Origin of the sequence: Serratia sp. PGPR-27, assembly GCF_022678525.1 — a bacterium.
Lineage (GTDB): Bacteria > Pseudomonadota > Gammaproteobacteria > Enterobacterales > Enterobacteriaceae > Serratia > Serratia nematodiphila.
Map to the genome: position 1 here is coordinate 1 of NZ_JALBYS010000036.1, position 13,198 is coordinate 13,198.

At 58.2% G+C, this 13,198-nt stretch carries 15 protein-coding genes; 11 read left to right on the top strand and 4 right to left on the bottom strand.

Translation table 11 applies throughout. The features are described from left to right. Nucleotides 1-73 precede the first annotated feature (73 nt). Both tal and rpiB read right to left on the bottom strand, forming a co-directional pair. Nucleotides 74-1,024 carry a transaldolase gene (tal, locus tag MMS95_RS18290; protein WP_060560029.1) on the bottom strand — a complete coding sequence of 317 codons (951 nt, stop codon included), beginning with the start codon at nucleotides 1,022-1,024 and terminating at the stop codon, nucleotides 74-76. Nucleotides 1,025-1,217: 193 nt separating this feature from the next. Then, complete coding sequence (gene rpiB / locus MMS95_RS18295; RefSeq protein ID WP_004936593.1) at nucleotides 1,218-1,676, bottom strand: ribose 5-phosphate isomerase B; 459 nt, start codon at nucleotides 1,674-1,676, stop codon at nucleotides 1,218-1,220. Between the two features lie 318 nt (nucleotides 1,677-1,994). Between rpiB and MMS95_RS18300 the strand changes: the two genes are divergently transcribed. From MMS95_RS18300 to MMS95_RS18325, 6 genes are all read left to right on the top strand, one after another. Next, on the top strand, nucleotides 1,995-3,107 hold the full coding sequence (locus MMS95_RS18300) for an alcohol dehydrogenase catalytic domain-containing protein (protein WP_277951871.1): 1,113 nt from the start codon (nucleotides 1,995-1,997) through the stop codon (nucleotides 3,105-3,107). A 66-nt stretch (nucleotides 3,108-3,173) separates the two neighbouring features. Continuing rightward, nucleotides 3,174-4,442 (top strand): MFS transporter, encoded by a 1,269-nt coding sequence (locus tag MMS95_RS18305; RefSeq protein ID WP_033632417.1) that lies wholly within the window; start codon nucleotides 3,174-3,176, stop codon nucleotides 4,440-4,442. 35 nt (nucleotides 4,443-4,477) lie between these two features. Further along, entirely contained in the window at nucleotides 4,478-5,248 is a 771-nt protein-coding gene (locus MMS95_RS18310; protein WP_016926758.1) for an SDR family oxidoreductase, read from the top strand. 29 nt (nucleotides 5,249-5,277) lie between these two features. Beyond that, nucleotides 5,278-6,279 (top strand): dihydroxyacetone kinase subunit DhaK, encoded by a 1,002-nt coding sequence (locus MMS95_RS18315; RefSeq protein WP_103687125.1) that lies wholly within the window; start codon nucleotides 5,278-5,280, stop codon nucleotides 6,277-6,279. A 3-nt stretch (nucleotides 6,280-6,282) separates the two neighbouring features. Continuing rightward, nucleotides 6,283-6,939, top strand: a complete 657-nt coding sequence (dhaL, locus tag MMS95_RS18320) for a dihydroxyacetone kinase subunit DhaL (RefSeq protein WP_118891798.1) — start codon at nucleotides 6,283-6,285, stop codon at nucleotides 6,937-6,939. Between the two features lie 95 nt (nucleotides 6,940-7,034). Then, nucleotides 7,035-7,997 (top strand): sugar-binding transcriptional regulator, encoded by a 963-nt coding sequence (locus tag MMS95_RS18325; RefSeq protein ID WP_004936575.1) that lies wholly within the window; start codon nucleotides 7,035-7,037, stop codon nucleotides 7,995-7,997. Between the two features lie 63 nt (nucleotides 7,998-8,060). Here the strand turns inward: MMS95_RS18325 and MMS95_RS18330 are convergent, their stop codons facing one another. Further along, complete coding sequence (locus MMS95_RS18330; protein WP_004936574.1) at nucleotides 8,061-8,654, bottom strand: lytic polysaccharide monooxygenase; 594 nt, start codon at nucleotides 8,652-8,654, stop codon at nucleotides 8,061-8,063. 404 nt (nucleotides 8,655-9,058) lie between these two features. Between MMS95_RS18330 and MMS95_RS18335 the strand changes: the two genes are divergently transcribed. After that, on the top strand, nucleotides 9,059-10,000 hold the full coding sequence (locus MMS95_RS18335; protein WP_015378692.1) for a LysR family transcriptional regulator: 942 nt from the start codon (nucleotides 9,059-9,061) through the stop codon (nucleotides 9,998-10,000). An 85-nt stretch (nucleotides 10,001-10,085) separates the two neighbouring features. Here the strand turns inward: MMS95_RS18335 and MMS95_RS18340 are convergent, their stop codons facing one another. Next, nucleotides 10,086-11,585 (bottom strand): glycosyl hydrolase family 18 protein, encoded by a 1,500-nt coding sequence (locus tag MMS95_RS18340; RefSeq protein WP_044030722.1) that lies wholly within the window; start codon nucleotides 11,583-11,585, stop codon nucleotides 10,086-10,088. Between the two features lie 294 nt (nucleotides 11,586-11,879). On the opposite strand from MMS95_RS18340, the gene MMS95_RS18345 reads away from it, so the two are divergent. From MMS95_RS18345 to MMS95_RS18360, 4 genes are read left to right on the top strand one after another with little or no spacing between them, the layout of a single operon-like run. Further along, nucleotides 11,880-12,206, top strand: coding sequence for a phage holin, lambda family (locus MMS95_RS18345; protein WP_004936551.1), 327 nt, complete (start codon nucleotides 11,880-11,882; stop codon nucleotides 12,204-12,206). After that, nucleotides 12,196-12,597 (top strand): M15 family metallopeptidase, encoded by a 402-nt coding sequence (locus MMS95_RS18350; RefSeq protein WP_033643981.1) that lies wholly within the window; start codon nucleotides 12,196-12,198, stop codon nucleotides 12,595-12,597. The genes MMS95_RS18345 and MMS95_RS18350 overlap by 11 nt, the downstream gene beginning before the upstream one ends. After that, a complete protein-coding gene (locus MMS95_RS18355; protein ID WP_242142045.1) occupies nucleotides 12,594-12,977 on the top strand; it encodes a hypothetical protein in 384 nt (127 codons plus the stop codon). The genes MMS95_RS18350 and MMS95_RS18355 overlap by 4 nt, the downstream gene beginning before the upstream one ends. Continuing rightward, the gene (locus MMS95_RS18360) at nucleotides 12,958-13,131 is read left to right on the top strand and encodes a hypothetical protein (RefSeq protein ID WP_162895220.1); all 174 of its coding nucleotides are present in this window, start codon (nucleotides 12,958-12,960) and stop codon (nucleotides 13,129-13,131) included. The genes MMS95_RS18355 and MMS95_RS18360 overlap by 20 nt, the downstream gene beginning before the upstream one ends. Nucleotides 13,132-13,198 lie beyond the last annotated feature (67 nt).

A 13,198-nucleotide genomic window follows, 5' to 3' on the forward strand; every position in this document is an offset into this window, starting at 1 on the left:
CGGCGTCCATGCTGAGTGCGCGGATAGCGTTGGCAAGCTCTTTACGAGAGGACATAACGAAACTCCAGTGCGATTACAGTTGAGCGGCCAACATGTCTTCCAGCTTCTGCTGGTCGACGGCGAACAGGCGAATGCCTTCGGCGAGTTTTTCCACCGCCATGGCGTCCTGGTTGTGCAGCCAGCGGAACTCCGCTTCGGCCAGCGGAGCCGGTTGGTGGAAGCCCTCGGTAGACGGGGTCAGCTTGCGTTCGACCGGCTGCTCGCTGTTTTTCAGCTGTTCCAGCAGGTTTGGCGCGATGGTCAGGCGATCGCAGCCGGCCAGCGCCAGGATCTGCTCAACCTTGCGGAAGCTGGCGCCCATGATCACCGTCTGGTAACGATGACGCTTGTAGTATTCATAGATGGTGCGCACCGATTTCACGCCCGGATCCCGATCGGCGTCGTAGTCGGCGACAGGCTGTTTGGCCTGGTACCAGTCATAGATGCGGCCGACGAACGGCGAGATCAGATACACGCCGGCTTCGGCGCAGGCGCGAGCCTGGGCGAAGGAGAACAGCAGCGTCAGGTTGGTGTTGATGCCTTCTTTTTCCAGCTCCTCGGCGGCTTTGATGCCTTCCCAGGTGGAAGCCAGTTTGATCAGGATGCGCGATTTGTCGATGCCTTGTTCTTGGTACATGGCGATCAGCTTGCGCGCTTTGGCGACGCACATGCCGCGGTCGAACGACAGGCGGGCGTCCACTTCGGTGGAGATGCGGCCCGGCACGCTTTTGAGGATCTCGACGCCGATATTGACCGCCAGCTTATCGCTGGCGTTGATCAGTTGGGTTTCCTTGCTGCCGCCCTGGCGGCGGGCATACTCCAACGCTTCGGTGATCAGCGCCTTGTACTGCGGCAGCGCGGCGGCTTTCAGGATCAGCGAAGGGTTGGTGGTGGCGTCCTGGGGTTCGAACTGGCGGATGGATTCGATATCGCCGCTGTCGGCGACCACCGTGGTCAGCTGCTTGAGTGCGTCTAATTGATTCATTGATAAGCTCCTTGACCAAGCTCAATGTAGGGAAATGAGAACCTTTTTCATCATAGGGGGAACACACTGCATCATCGGATCGAGAATGAAAATGCGCTTTTTCTGATTGTTGCGATGGATAATAACAATGAATGCCGAATAAACCCAGGCGGAGCGCGGCTTGCGCGCGACCGCCATCGAGACGGCAGGCGGTTTAACGCCGTCCGGCCGCGTTTTCGTAATAGCCGATCCGCTCGACTTTCGGCGCCGATCCCCCCCCTTCAAACTCCGATTCCAGCCAGGCATCGACGATGGTTTTCGCCAGTTCGGCACCGATGACCCGCGCGCCCAGCGTGATGATCTGAGCATCATTGCTTTTGCGCGCCCGCTGGGCGGAGTAGGTATCGTGACATTGCGCCGCACGAATGCCGGGCACTTTATTGGCCACGATGCTCATACCGATGCCGGTGCCGCACAGCAGGATGCCCCGCCGATGTTTTTCCTCCCGTATCGCCTGCGCGACGCGATAGGCGATATCGGGATAGATCCCCGTTTCTGCGGCGCGATCCGTCGTGTAGTCAATGACGGGGATGTCCCGTTGTTGCAGGTGGGCAACGATCAGATCTTTCAGTTCAATGGCGGCATCATCGGCGCCGATGGCGATAGGCAGCATAGCGGTCTCCTGATTGGTAACGAAAAGGGTGGCGATCCTCGGTGGCGCCACGTTCATTACCGTATCCCTGTTTAATCAAATGTTCAATCTGTGTTCTTTTGTTTTTTGCCTGGATTTTCAGTTTGCCACTGTAAAAGGTGATCTTAGTCACTAAAAAAGGGCTTTTAATCGTTATTTACTCTAGTGGAGATGGGTTTTTGAGCGATGTCACACTTTGATAAGTTCACTGTGGGCAAATTGAATGCATGGCGTTAGTGTTCATTTGTTCTTTGTTTGTGTTAATGATCAAAAGAAGTTTCCCTACCAGAGGAGAGTGCTATGTGTCAGACCTGCATAACAGAGGCGAAAATGGCGGCCGGTATCCCCGAGATCATGAAGGCGGTTGTGGCGTACGCCCCGAAAGATTACCGCCTGGAACAGGTGCCGGTACCGAAGATCGGCCCGAAAGAGATCCTGGTGAAGATCGAGGCCTGCGGCATCTGCGCCGGTGATGTTAAAGCGTTCGAAGGGGCGCCCAGCTTCTGGGGTGATGAAAAACAACCGGCGTACATCAAGGCGCCGATGATCCCCGGCCATGAATTTATCGGCCATGTCGTGGGGTACGGTGAAGGCGTCGAGGGCTTCAATCTCGGCGATCGCGTGATATCAGAACAAATCGTTCCCTGCTGGCAATGCCGCTTCTGCAACCGCGGTCAGTATTGGATGTGCGAAAAGCATGACCTGTACGGTTTCCAGAAAAACGCTAACGGCGGCATGGCCGAGTACATGAAGTTCACCAAAGAGGCGATTAACTATCATGTGCCGGCCGACCTGCCGATCGAAAAAGCCATTCTGATCGAACCCTATGCTTGCTCCTTCCATGCGGTGCAACGCGCCAATATCAAACTGGGCGATGTGGTGGTGTTGGCCGGCGCCGGCACCCTGGGGCTGGGCATGATCGGGGCCATCAAGAAATCCGGGCCCTCGAAGCTGGTGGTGCTGGATCTGTCCGACGAACGTCTGGCCTTGGCGAAGCGCTTCGGCGCGGATGTGACGCTCAATCCCACCCGTGACGACGTGCCCGCCGCGGTTAAAGCGATGACCGAGGGCTACGGCTGCGACATCTACATCGAGGCGACCGGCGCACAGAAGTCCGTGGAACAGGGCCTGACGCTGATCCGCAAGCTCGGCACCTTCGTCGAATTTTCCGTGTTTAAGGATCCGGTGACCGTCGACTGGAGCATCATCAGCGACCGCAAGGAACTGGACGTGCTCGGTTCGCACCTCGGCCCTTACTGCTATCCGCTGGTGATCGAAGGCATCGCCAATGGCGATCTGCCGACCGAAGGCGTGGTGACGCATACGTTGCCGCTGGAACAGTTCGCCGAAGGTTTCGAGCTGATGAAGCGCGGTATCGGTTCAATCAAAGTGGTGCTTAATCCAAACCTCTGAAACCTGCGTCGTTCCTCGGGTGCGGGCGAGCCTGCGCCTCCATAATCACATGTGCTGGGGTGTTCTATGTTGCATGGACTGATTCATCGCATTGGTCTGTCACCGAAACTGCTGCTGGGCTATGCCGGCGTGTTGGTGTTCATGATGGGCGAAGGGCTGGAACAGGGCTGGCTGTCGCCGTATTTGATTGGCAAAGGGCTGAGCATTCAGGAATCGGCGCTGCTGTTCAGCGTTTATGGCTTTGCGGCCGCCATCGCCGCCTGGTTTTCCGGCGTGTTGGCGGAAATCTTTACCGCCCGGCGGGTGATGTTGGCCGGCCTGCTGCTGTTTCTGTTCGGTTCGGTGTGTTTTTTGACGTTCGGCCTGCCGAGCAACAACCTGGCGATCATGGTGCCGACCTATGCGCTGCGCGGCTTGGGTTATCCGTTGTTCGCCTACGGTTTTCTGGTGTGGGTGGCGTATGAGGCGCCGCCGGAAAGGCTGGGGTCGGCGGTGGGGATTTTCTGGTTCGTCTACAGCGGCGGGCTCAGCGTGCTGGGCGTGCTGTATTCCAGCATCATGCTGCCTTATCTCGGCGAGATCCACACGCTGTGGAGCGCGCTGATTTTCGTCGTGCTGGGCGCGGTGATTGCGCTGATGCTCAATCGCGACGACGGCGCGGCACAGAGCGGCAACCGGGAAAAAGCGTCGCTGGGTTATGTCTTGAAGGGCATCACCATCGCGTTTGAAAACCCGAAGATTGGCCTGGGCGGCATCGTGCGCACCATTAATACCTCTGCGGCTTACGGCTTCGTCGTATTCATGCCCATGTACATGATGGATATGGGGTTCACCCGCACGCATTGGCTGCAGATGTACGCCGCGCTGTGGACGGTCAACATCATTTTCAACCTGATTTTCGGCGTGATCAGCGACGGGCTCGGCTGGCGCAATGTGGTGATGTGGTTTGGCTGCGTCGGCTGTGCCTTGACCACGCTGATGTTCTACTACGTGCCGCAATTCTTCGGCGCCAACTACCTGTTGACCGTTTGCGCCGCCGGGTTGTTCGGCGCCTGCCTGGCGGCGTTCGTGCCGCTGTCGGCCATCATGCCGTCGCTGGCGCCGGACAATAAGGGGGCGGCGATGTCGATTCTCAATCTGGGCGCCGGCCTGAGCACCTTTGTCGGCCCGGCGGTGGTGGGGCTGTTTATCGGCAGCCTCGGCACCGTTGGCGTGATCTGGATCTTTACCGGTTTGTACCTGTTCAGCGGTGTGCTGATGAAATTTGTCACGCTGCCGAAAGAAAGCGCGACGGTGCAGGAAGAACGCGGCGCGAGTTTGGCGAAAATATCCTGACCGAGGGTGAAGTTCACAGTTTTAAGGGGAAATTTATGATTAATCATCAAACTACGGCGCCGCGCGAGCTCTCGCTGCAGGGCAAGGTGGCGTTGATTACCGGCGGCGCTGCGGGGATCGGTCTCGCTATTGCCGAACGCTATCTGCAAAACGGCGCGCGCGTGGCGCTGCTCGATCGGGCGCCGCAGGTTGCGGAAGTGGCGCGACAGCTGGACGCCGAGGCGGCGGTGGGCGTCGTGGCCGACGTCACCGATGCCGCGTCGGTGGAGCGGGCGATAGCGCAGATTGAGGCGCATTTCGGGCGGCTGGACGTGCTGGTCAACAGCGCCGGCATCGTCGCGCTGCATCCGGCCGAGGAGCTGCCGGAAACGGCGTGGGATGCAACCCTGGCGGTCAATCTGAAAGGCGTGTTTCTTACCTGCCAGGCGGTGGGGCGCCGTTTCATTCGCCAGCGCGGCGGCAGCATCATCAATCTCGCCTCGCAGGCCGGGGTGGTGGCTTTGCCTAATCACCTGGCCTATTGCGCCAGCAAGGCGGGCGTAATCGGTCTGACCCAGGTGTTGGCGCTGGAGTGGGGGCCGCACAACGTGCGGGTCAACGCCATTTCGCCCACCGTGGTTTTGACGGAGCTGGGCCGTAAGGCCTGGTCAGGCGAGGTGGCGGAACAAATGAAGCAGAAAATCCCGCTGCGGCGTTTCGCCGAGCCGCAAGATATCGCCGCCAGCGCCCTGTTTTTGGCCGGCGACGCGGCGGCGATGATCACCGGCGCCAACCTGGTGGTCGACGGCGGTTACACCATTCAATAATTTCTTATTCAGGCGACAGAGAGGCCGCGATGAACAGAATCATTAACGATCCCGATCACGTAGTGGAAGACGCCATTCAGGGCTACAGGCTGGCCCACCCGAACTATTATGCCGCCACCGACAATGCGCGGGTGTTGAAATATCCGCCTGCGCCGATCGCCGGCAAAGTGGGCATCGTCACCGGCGGCGGTTCCGGCCACGAGCCGGCGTTCCTGGGGTATGTCGGCAAAAACATGTTGGATGCCGTCGCGATTGGCGAGATTTTTTCATCGCCTACGGCGGGGGCTTTTCTCGACGCTTTCAAGGCGGCGGACAGCGGTGCGGGCGTCGCTTGCCTGTACGGCAACTACGCCGGCGACAACATGAACGTCAAGATGGCGATCAAGAAGGCCACGGCGGCCGGCATACGGGTGAAAACCGTGGTGGCCAACGATGATGTCGCCTCGGCGCCGGCCAGTGAGATCGATAAACGGCGCGGCGTGGCCGGCGAAATTCTGATGTGGAAGATCGGCGCGGCGGCGGCGGCCAAGGGGTACGATCTGGACGGCGTGATCGGCGCGGCGCAAAAGGCCATCGACCGGTGTCGTTCGATCGGCGTCGGCCTCAGTTCCTGCACCATTCCCGCGGTCGGCAAACCCAATTTTCATATCGAAGACGGCAAGATGGAGATCGGCATCGGCCATCACGGCGAACCGGGCATTGAGGTGTCGCCGATCCAGTCGGCGTCGGCGATGGCCGGCACCATGCTCGATTTCGTGCTCAACGACATGCCGCTGGAACAGGGGCAGGAGGTGGCGTTGCTGATCTCCGGGCTAGGCGCCACGCCGGTGATGGAGCTGTATATCTATTATGCCGAAATAGAGCGTCGGTTGACGGAGAAAGGCGTGCGGGTGCATCGGCGCTACGTCGGCAATTACTTCACGTCGCTGGAAATGATGGGCGTGACGCTGACGCTGATGACGCTGGATGACGAACTGAAAACGCTGCTGGACATGCCGGCGCAATCTTTAGGCTTAACCCAGGTGGAGTGAATCATGACGGAACAAATTTCAACCCGGTACGGCAGTGAGATCGTTACGGGGCTGATAGAAACCATTGTCAGCAACCGCGAGTATCTGAGCGAAATCGACGGCGCCATCGGCGACGGTGACCACGGCATTAATATGTCGAAGGGATTCGCGATGTGCGGCGATGCCATTCGCGGCCGCGAGCTCACGCTGGCGCAGGCGTTCGATGCGGTATCGGATGCGCTGATGGAGGGCATCGGCGGTTCGATGGGGCCGCTGTACGGCAGCCTGTTCATGGGCATGGCGGAGAGCGTCCGTGAGCGCAGCGTGCTGGACAAGCAGGCATTTTTGGCGATGTTGCACGGCGGGTTGCGCGAACTGCAGGACATCAGCAGCGCGGGCGTGGGCGACAAGTGTCTGATGGATACGCTGATACCGGCGGTGGCGGCATTTGAGCAGGCGGTGGGACGCGGTGACGACTTCACCGCTGCGCTGGAACAAATGAAAATCGCCGCAGAGCGCGGGCGGGACTCCACCCGCGAGCTGGTGGCGAAAATCGGCCGCGCCAGCCGTCTGGGCGAGCGTTCGCGCGGCGTACTGGACGCCGGCGCGGTATCTTGCTGCCTGCTCTTGACCCGATTGGCGGACGAGGTGGAGCAACGACTGAATACCGTTGCCGCCTGAACGCGTTATACTAGCGGGCATTCAGCCTTGTCGGAGGGGCGTGTATCGTCCCTCCGCCATCATCAACCGGCCTGCCGTGGGGAAACGTCTAACGGATGGAAAAACAAACTGTGTCCCAGGATAACGAACTGCTGACCGAAATCGCCGTTGCTTATTATCAGGATGAGATCACGCAGGAAGAGATCGCCAAAAAGTTCGGCATCTCACGGATCAAAGTCGGTCGTTTGCTCAAGCGCGCCAAGGAAGAAGGCATCGTCGAGATCAACGTGCGTTATCACCCGGTATTCAGCACCCGGCTGGAACAGCAGATGATGGAACGTTTTCCCATCAGCCGCGCGTTGATCGCGCTCGACCATCAGGACGAAGAGGAACAGCGTCGGCAGGTGGCGGCGCTGGTGTCCAATTATCTGGCGATGTCGCTGAAAGACGATATGGTGTTGGCGGTCGGCCAGGGACGCAACGTGGCGGCGATCGCCGATCATGTCGGCAGCGTGACGGAACGCAACTGCAAGTTCATCTGCGGCATCGGCGGCACCCACCGTCCGGGCGACGCGATCAACGCCGACCATATCAGCCGGCGTCTGGCGAAGAAGTTCGGCGGCAGCAGCGAGACGCTCTATGCGCCGGCCTACGTCGAAAATCGCGCGCTGAAAGACGCCTTCATGCAGAACGGCACGATTAAGGAAACGCTGGATCGTGCGCGTAAGGCCGATGTGGCGTTAGTCGGCATTGGCGACATGAATGAAAACAGTTATATGGTGAAATTGGGGTGGTTTACGCCGCACGAGATTATCGACGCCAGCCTCAATCAGGGCGTGATCGGCGACATCGCCGGCTATGACTTTTTCAATGCTCAGGGGCAGCATGTCGACACGGTGATGAATGACAGAGTGATCGGGCTGAGCATTGATGAGCTGCGCAAAATCCCTTGCGTGATCGCCATTGCTTCCGAGAATACCAAGGCGCTGGCGATTTTGGGCGCTTTGCGCACCGGCGCCATCGACATTATCGCCACCAGCGCGCTCAATGTGCGCACTATCCTCAACATGTCGCAATAGCGGCACCTGCAAAAAAGGGTTCAGCGCCAGGCTGAACCCTCAACGATCTCCTCATTTGACCGATTATTTGCTCAGGTTGACGTCGATCGCCTGATAGAAGGCGTTAGCGGTGTCGGCTATGTCCCACACGGCAAGGATCACGTGCGAACCGCTGCGATCTGCCGGTATGTTGCACTGGTGGGTGACCTGTGCGGCAGGGATGGCGCCGCCGTCGTTGAACTGGCAGAACGGCGTCAGGTCAAAGGAAGCGCGGGTCAGCGGCTGCGAAGCGTCCCAGTTCGGCTTGGTGATGAAATAGCGCCAGCTGGTGGTGCTGTGACGCGCGGTCAGCTTCCAGGTAAAGGAGTTCGGACCGGTTTTCAGGTTGAGCTTGTTCCAGCGCGTCGGCGTTTGCTGATCCAGTTCGAAGAAGGTGGACTTGTCGGCGCTGGCGATATGGCCGTCAGCCGGGCCGGCCTGCGGGAAGCCTTTCAGGCCCTCGACGCTCTGCGGTTCGTACTGCACGCTGCCGCACTGCGTGTTGAGCTGCAGTTTGCACTGATAGGCGCGGCTGGCCGGCGATTCGACATAACCGTGGGCATTCGCCTGTTGCGAAACGCCGAACATGGCCGCGCTCAGCAGGCCCAGAGAGAGCAGGGTACGGGAAGTTTTGTTCATAAGTCACTCCTGACTGAAATTATGTTGTAAGTTGAGCGTATTTCACCGACAAAATGAGAGACTAATAACGCAATTGGAAATAACCATTTCTGTCGGCTTGTTTTATTTTTACCATTCTGGTTTGGCCGTAGATCGGAATGTTTTACCGGCTATTAACGAAAAATATTATGATGACAATCTTTGATCGTTAGGCCGAATTTATTTAACTGTCACAGTGTAAAAGCACGGCGCTATGATGAAATTTATATCAAGTAGTGATGAATAGTATTTAAGATAGCGCTCTCATTTATGAAGTATATTGCTTGTTGCTATGAGTACCCTTGTTCGATTTGATCGATTTTTGTGCGCCACCACCTTGGGAATTTAGTGTCATTTTTCTTATTTTATTTTAAAGAGGAATTTGTATGACTAGATTATCCCTGGACGCGATTAAAATAATCAGCACCATCAAGAGCACCGGATCTTTCTCTATGGCCGCGGAGGCGCTGCATAAAACGCCTTCGGCGATCTCTTATCGGGTTTCCAATATTGAAAGCAAACTTTGCGTGAAACTTTTTCATCGCAATGGCCCCATGATTACCCTGACGGATGAAGGGGAATTTCTCCTGCAGGAAGGCAGTTGGATTTTAAATGCGGTGCAGGATCTGGAAAGCCGGGTGCGCAACATCCCCAAGCTGGACAATAATATCCGCCTGGCGGTAGACACCTTCTTCCCGCTGGAAACGCTGACGCAGGATATCCGCGACTATATTCAGCATTGCCCGAACGCCAATATCTCGGTGCAGCGGGAAGCGTTGAACGGCACCTGGGATGCGCTGAAAAACAACCGGGCGGATCTGATCATCGCCATCGGCCAAATTCCCGACAGCGTGCAGGCCAAAACCCTGATGCTCGGCAAGCTCAACTTTGTGCTGTGCGTATCGCCTTCGCACCCGTTCGCGGCGCAGAGAAAGCCGGTGTGCAAGAAACAGCGGTTGAACGACATCGTGGTGGTGATCGCCGACAGCAGCCATGAGCTGCCCAAGCGCAATCACGGTACGCTGCCCTTGCAGCGTCAACTGGTGGTGTGCGATGTGGAAAGCAACCTGGCGCTGCTCAAGCGCGGCATCGGCCACGCTTTTCTGCCGCCTGCGCTGATCGAAAAAGAACTGGCCAGCGGCGAACTGGTGACGGTGCCGGTGGAGATGCAAAAGGGCGACGAAATGATTTGGCTGGCGTGGCATCCGGCCAGCAAGGGCGCCGGGTTTAACTGGTGGCATGAGCGGCTGACGCGTAAAAGCGATGTCTACAGCCTGATGGGCCGCGAAGTGGTGCGGGATGGCGGCTATCCATGGTGCCACAACTGAAGGAATAGAGACGAAGGGACGCGAAAATCAAACGGTTAACTCAATGAAAACCCCGCAGCATTCGGCTACGGGGTTTTTTTATGGTTTACGCTACGCGGCCCACCTTCAGCCAGGCGCTGTCTGAACCCGGTGCAGAGGTGATGTAACCCCACTTGGTCTGCCAGACGTAGCCCTGGTAGGACACCAGCGCGCCCTGCGCGTAAGTGGTGCCCGGCACATAGGCCGGCGCGGTCATGATAGGCAGGTTGCCGGGGCCGACGCCGGTGTAGCGCAGCCCGGTGCCCATATCCAGCTGGCTGTCGTCGTAGTCTGCGGCGTTGAAATAGCGATCCAGCGAGGCCAGCAGATCGCCGTTGCGGTTGTCTTGCCCCAGATGCCAGAACATCACGCCGCCCAGCTGCTGCTGCTTGATGTACTTCGCTTTGTATTTGAAACTCTCGGCATCGTCATAGGTGACGAACAGCCCGTTCTGCGCATGATACAGATAAGGGGTTTTGGTCTTGTCGTTCCACAACCGCTGATAGCCGTAGTTGCCCTGCAGCATCTGCTCCAACTGGCGATAGGAGGCGATGCGCGGATCCTTGTCGCGCACGCACTCTTCGCAGCCCACCAGCCAGTAGTCGGTGCTCGGATACGGATCTTCGCCCGGCGTGCTGTGGCTGCTGTATTGCCCACCGTTGCCGCCGCTGACGCCCTTGAAGGCGCGGCCATAGAAGGGCACGCCCATGACGATTTTGGCGCTCGGCACGCCTTCCATCATCAGGTGTTGCTGCACGGCGGCGTCGACCGTCAGGCTGAACGGGCTGGGGAAGGCGCGGGTCAGCTCTTCCCAGCTCCAGCCCAGATTGGCTTCGCGCAGCGCGTTGTAGAAGGTCGGCCCGGCCGCGTCGCCGAACAGCGCCGCCTGGTGGTTGGTTACCTTCTCCCAGGGGCCGGCCAGATCGTAGGTCATCAGGTTGATGTAATCGAGCGGCGCGACGATCTGCGCCAGCTTGCTGTAATAGCGCGACAGGAAGAAGGCGCCGCCGGCGCCGGCGATGGTCAACTGGTACGGCAACGCCTGGCGGCCGTCGGCGACGGTTTGCTGATTCAGCAAGGTGCGGATCTCCTGCAGCGCGGCGATGAAGCCGTCCACTTCCGCCGCCTGCGGATACTCCCAGTCGATGTCCACACCGTCGAAACCGTAATCCTTCATGATGCGCACGCAGGATTGGGCGAACTTGGCGCGCGACGCCGGGGTTTTCACCGCGTTGACATAGTTGGCGTGCGACACGCCCAGATCGTTGGAGTAGTACCAGCCGCCGATGGAGAACATGATGCGCAGGCTGGGGTTGTGCGCTTTGAGCGCGGTCAGACGGTTGACCACATCGCGCGCCTTGGCGTCGTTGGTGGCCGGATCCCAGGCGCATTCCAGATTGCTGTTGATATCCAGGAACGAGAAGTTAATGTGCGTCAGCTGTTTGGCTTTGGCCGGCGTAATGTTGGAAACCGGGAATGGCACGACGGACGTATCGGTCTCGGTGTAGTTATTGATTTGGTTGGTTGGAATAAAATAATACCCAATAACGGCTTTGCGTGTGGACATGGTATTTCTCCAGAGTGGATGTTTTTATGATGGGGAAGTATTTCCCACCGCCATTAATGTTTATTTTTCGTAAAAACAAAAGTCGAAATAAATCACCATAAGAATGAATTTTTTATTCACTGCCGCCTGTCTTGGCGTTTATGTGTTGTGCCAACGTTCAGCGTGAATGAATTCGACCATAGGGCCTGTATTTATTCATTTGCTTTGTAATAGCATCCTTAACTAGATTCTGATTATCCGCTGTCCCACCGGCCGTGATTGGCATTTAATTAAAAATAAAAAAGGAGATGAGCTATGTCCAGCATAGAGCCTGACGCTGTTGGCTTAATAGTCCAGCGAGTATGTGAATATCTTCAGCCGGTATTGAACGCCATTCTGGCCGGCGTGATGGCGCTATTACATGGCGCCTACCGCAACGTGGGCATTCGGCGACGCTTATTGAATGCGGCGATGTGCGCGTTATTGGCCTGGACGGTGCGCGATGCGCTGGCGTTGATGGGCCTGGAATTAAAGTGGGCGAATTTGGCCAGCGTATTGATTGGTTTTATGGGGGCGGATTACATCAACGCCTTAATTAAAAAATTCATCGGCAAAAAGACGGGGTTTAAAAATGTTAAATGACATCGAAGAGATTCGCTTTACCGCCCGCAGCGAAGAGAATCTGCGCGGCGTGCATCCGGATCTGGTGCGCGTTATTCGTCTGGCGCTGCGCTATTCGCTGGTGCCGTTTTCCGTCAGCGAGGGGCTGCGCAGCATGGCGCGCCAGCGGGAAATGGTGCGCGCCGGCAACAGCCAAACGCTGCGCAGCCGCCATCTGACCGGACACGCGGTGGACGTGGTGGCGATGCCGGCGGGCGTGGTCTCCTGGGAGTGGGATTACTACGCGCAAATTGCGGTGGCGGTGCGGCGCGCGGCGCGTGAATGCGGCATCAACGTCGAATGGGGCGGTGAATGGAAAACCCTCAAGGATGGCCCGCACTTCCAGCTGCCGTTTCGGGACTATCCGGCATGAGCGGCTGGCTGCAGAAACTGATGCAGGGCGGGTTGCTGCTGCTGTTGCTGGCGGCTATCTGCCTCGGCGGCTACAGCGCGCTGTTGTCGCACCAGTTGGCGTCCGCGCGGCAACAGGCGGCGGAACTGCAAAAAAGCCTGGCGCAGCAGGCGGGGCTTATCGCCACCTTGCAGACACAGGACGCGCAAAATCGTGCGCTGATGGCGGCGCAGCAGCGGCAGGAACAGCAGCTGCGCCAGCAACACGAGGCTTATCAGAGGAAATACCGTGAAGCGATTAAAAACGATCCCTGCGCCGCTCAGCCTCTGCCTGGCGCTGTGTTTGAGCTCCTGCGCCCGGCCGCCGCCGGCGCCGCAGGCCGTGCCGCTGTTGCCCCCTGAGTCGGTGTTCGCGCCCTGTGAGCAGCCGCGGTTGCAGGGGGAGACCTGGGGCGATGCGGTGAGCTATGCCCTGGCATTACAAACCTCGTTACACATTTGCGCCGGCCAGGTGGAGACGCTCAACGCCTGGCGCGCCACGCTGCCGCCGCGCTGACGGCGGCGTTTCTCTGCTCGTCCCGCAGGCCTTCTTTTTTTACTTTTAAAACGCTCTTTCGACCAAG

Excerpts from the sequence above, each read along its gene's own strand:
- tal (WP_060560029.1), bottom strand. The coding sequence starts at position 1,024 with ATGAATCAATTAGACGCACTCAAGCAGCTGACCACGGTGGTCGCCGAC.
- rpiB (WP_004936593.1), bottom strand. The coding sequence starts at position 1,676 with ATGCTGCCTATCGCCATCGGCGCCGATGATGCCGCCATTGAACTGAAA.
- MMS95_RS18300 (WP_277951871.1), top strand. The coding sequence starts at position 1,995 with ATGTGTCAGACCTGCATAACAGAGGCGAAAATGGCGGCCGGTATCCCC.
- MMS95_RS18305 (WP_033632417.1), top strand. The coding sequence starts at position 3,174 with ATGTTGCATGGACTGATTCATCGCATTGGTCTGTCACCGAAACTGCTG.
- MMS95_RS18310 (WP_016926758.1), top strand. The coding sequence starts at position 4,478 with ATGATTAATCATCAAACTACGGCGCCGCGCGAGCTCTCGCTGCAGGGC.
- MMS95_RS18315 (WP_103687125.1), top strand. The coding sequence starts at position 5,278 with ATGAACAGAATCATTAACGATCCCGATCACGTAGTGGAAGACGCCATT.
- dhaL (WP_118891798.1), top strand. The coding sequence starts at position 6,283 with ATGACGGAACAAATTTCAACCCGGTACGGCAGTGAGATCGTTACGGGG.
- MMS95_RS18325 (WP_004936575.1), top strand. The coding sequence starts at position 7,035 with ATGGAAAAACAAACTGTGTCCCAGGATAACGAACTGCTGACCGAAATC.
- MMS95_RS18330 (WP_004936574.1), bottom strand. The coding sequence starts at position 8,654 with ATGAACAAAACTTCCCGTACCCTGCTCTCTCTGGGCCTGCTGAGCGCG.
- MMS95_RS18335 (WP_015378692.1), top strand. The coding sequence starts at position 9,059 with ATGACTAGATTATCCCTGGACGCGATTAAAATAATCAGCACCATCAAG.
- MMS95_RS18340 (WP_044030722.1), bottom strand. The coding sequence starts at position 11,585 with ATGTCCACACGCAAAGCCGTTATTGGGTATTATTTTATTCCAACCAAC.
- MMS95_RS18345 (WP_004936551.1), top strand. The coding sequence starts at position 11,880 with ATGTCCAGCATAGAGCCTGACGCTGTTGGCTTAATAGTCCAGCGAGTA.
- MMS95_RS18350 (WP_033643981.1), top strand. The coding sequence starts at position 12,196 with ATGTTAAATGACATCGAAGAGATTCGCTTTACCGCCCGCAGCGAAGAG.
- MMS95_RS18355 (WP_242142045.1), top strand. The coding sequence starts at position 12,594 with ATGAGCGGCTGGCTGCAGAAACTGATGCAGGGCGGGTTGCTGCTGCTG.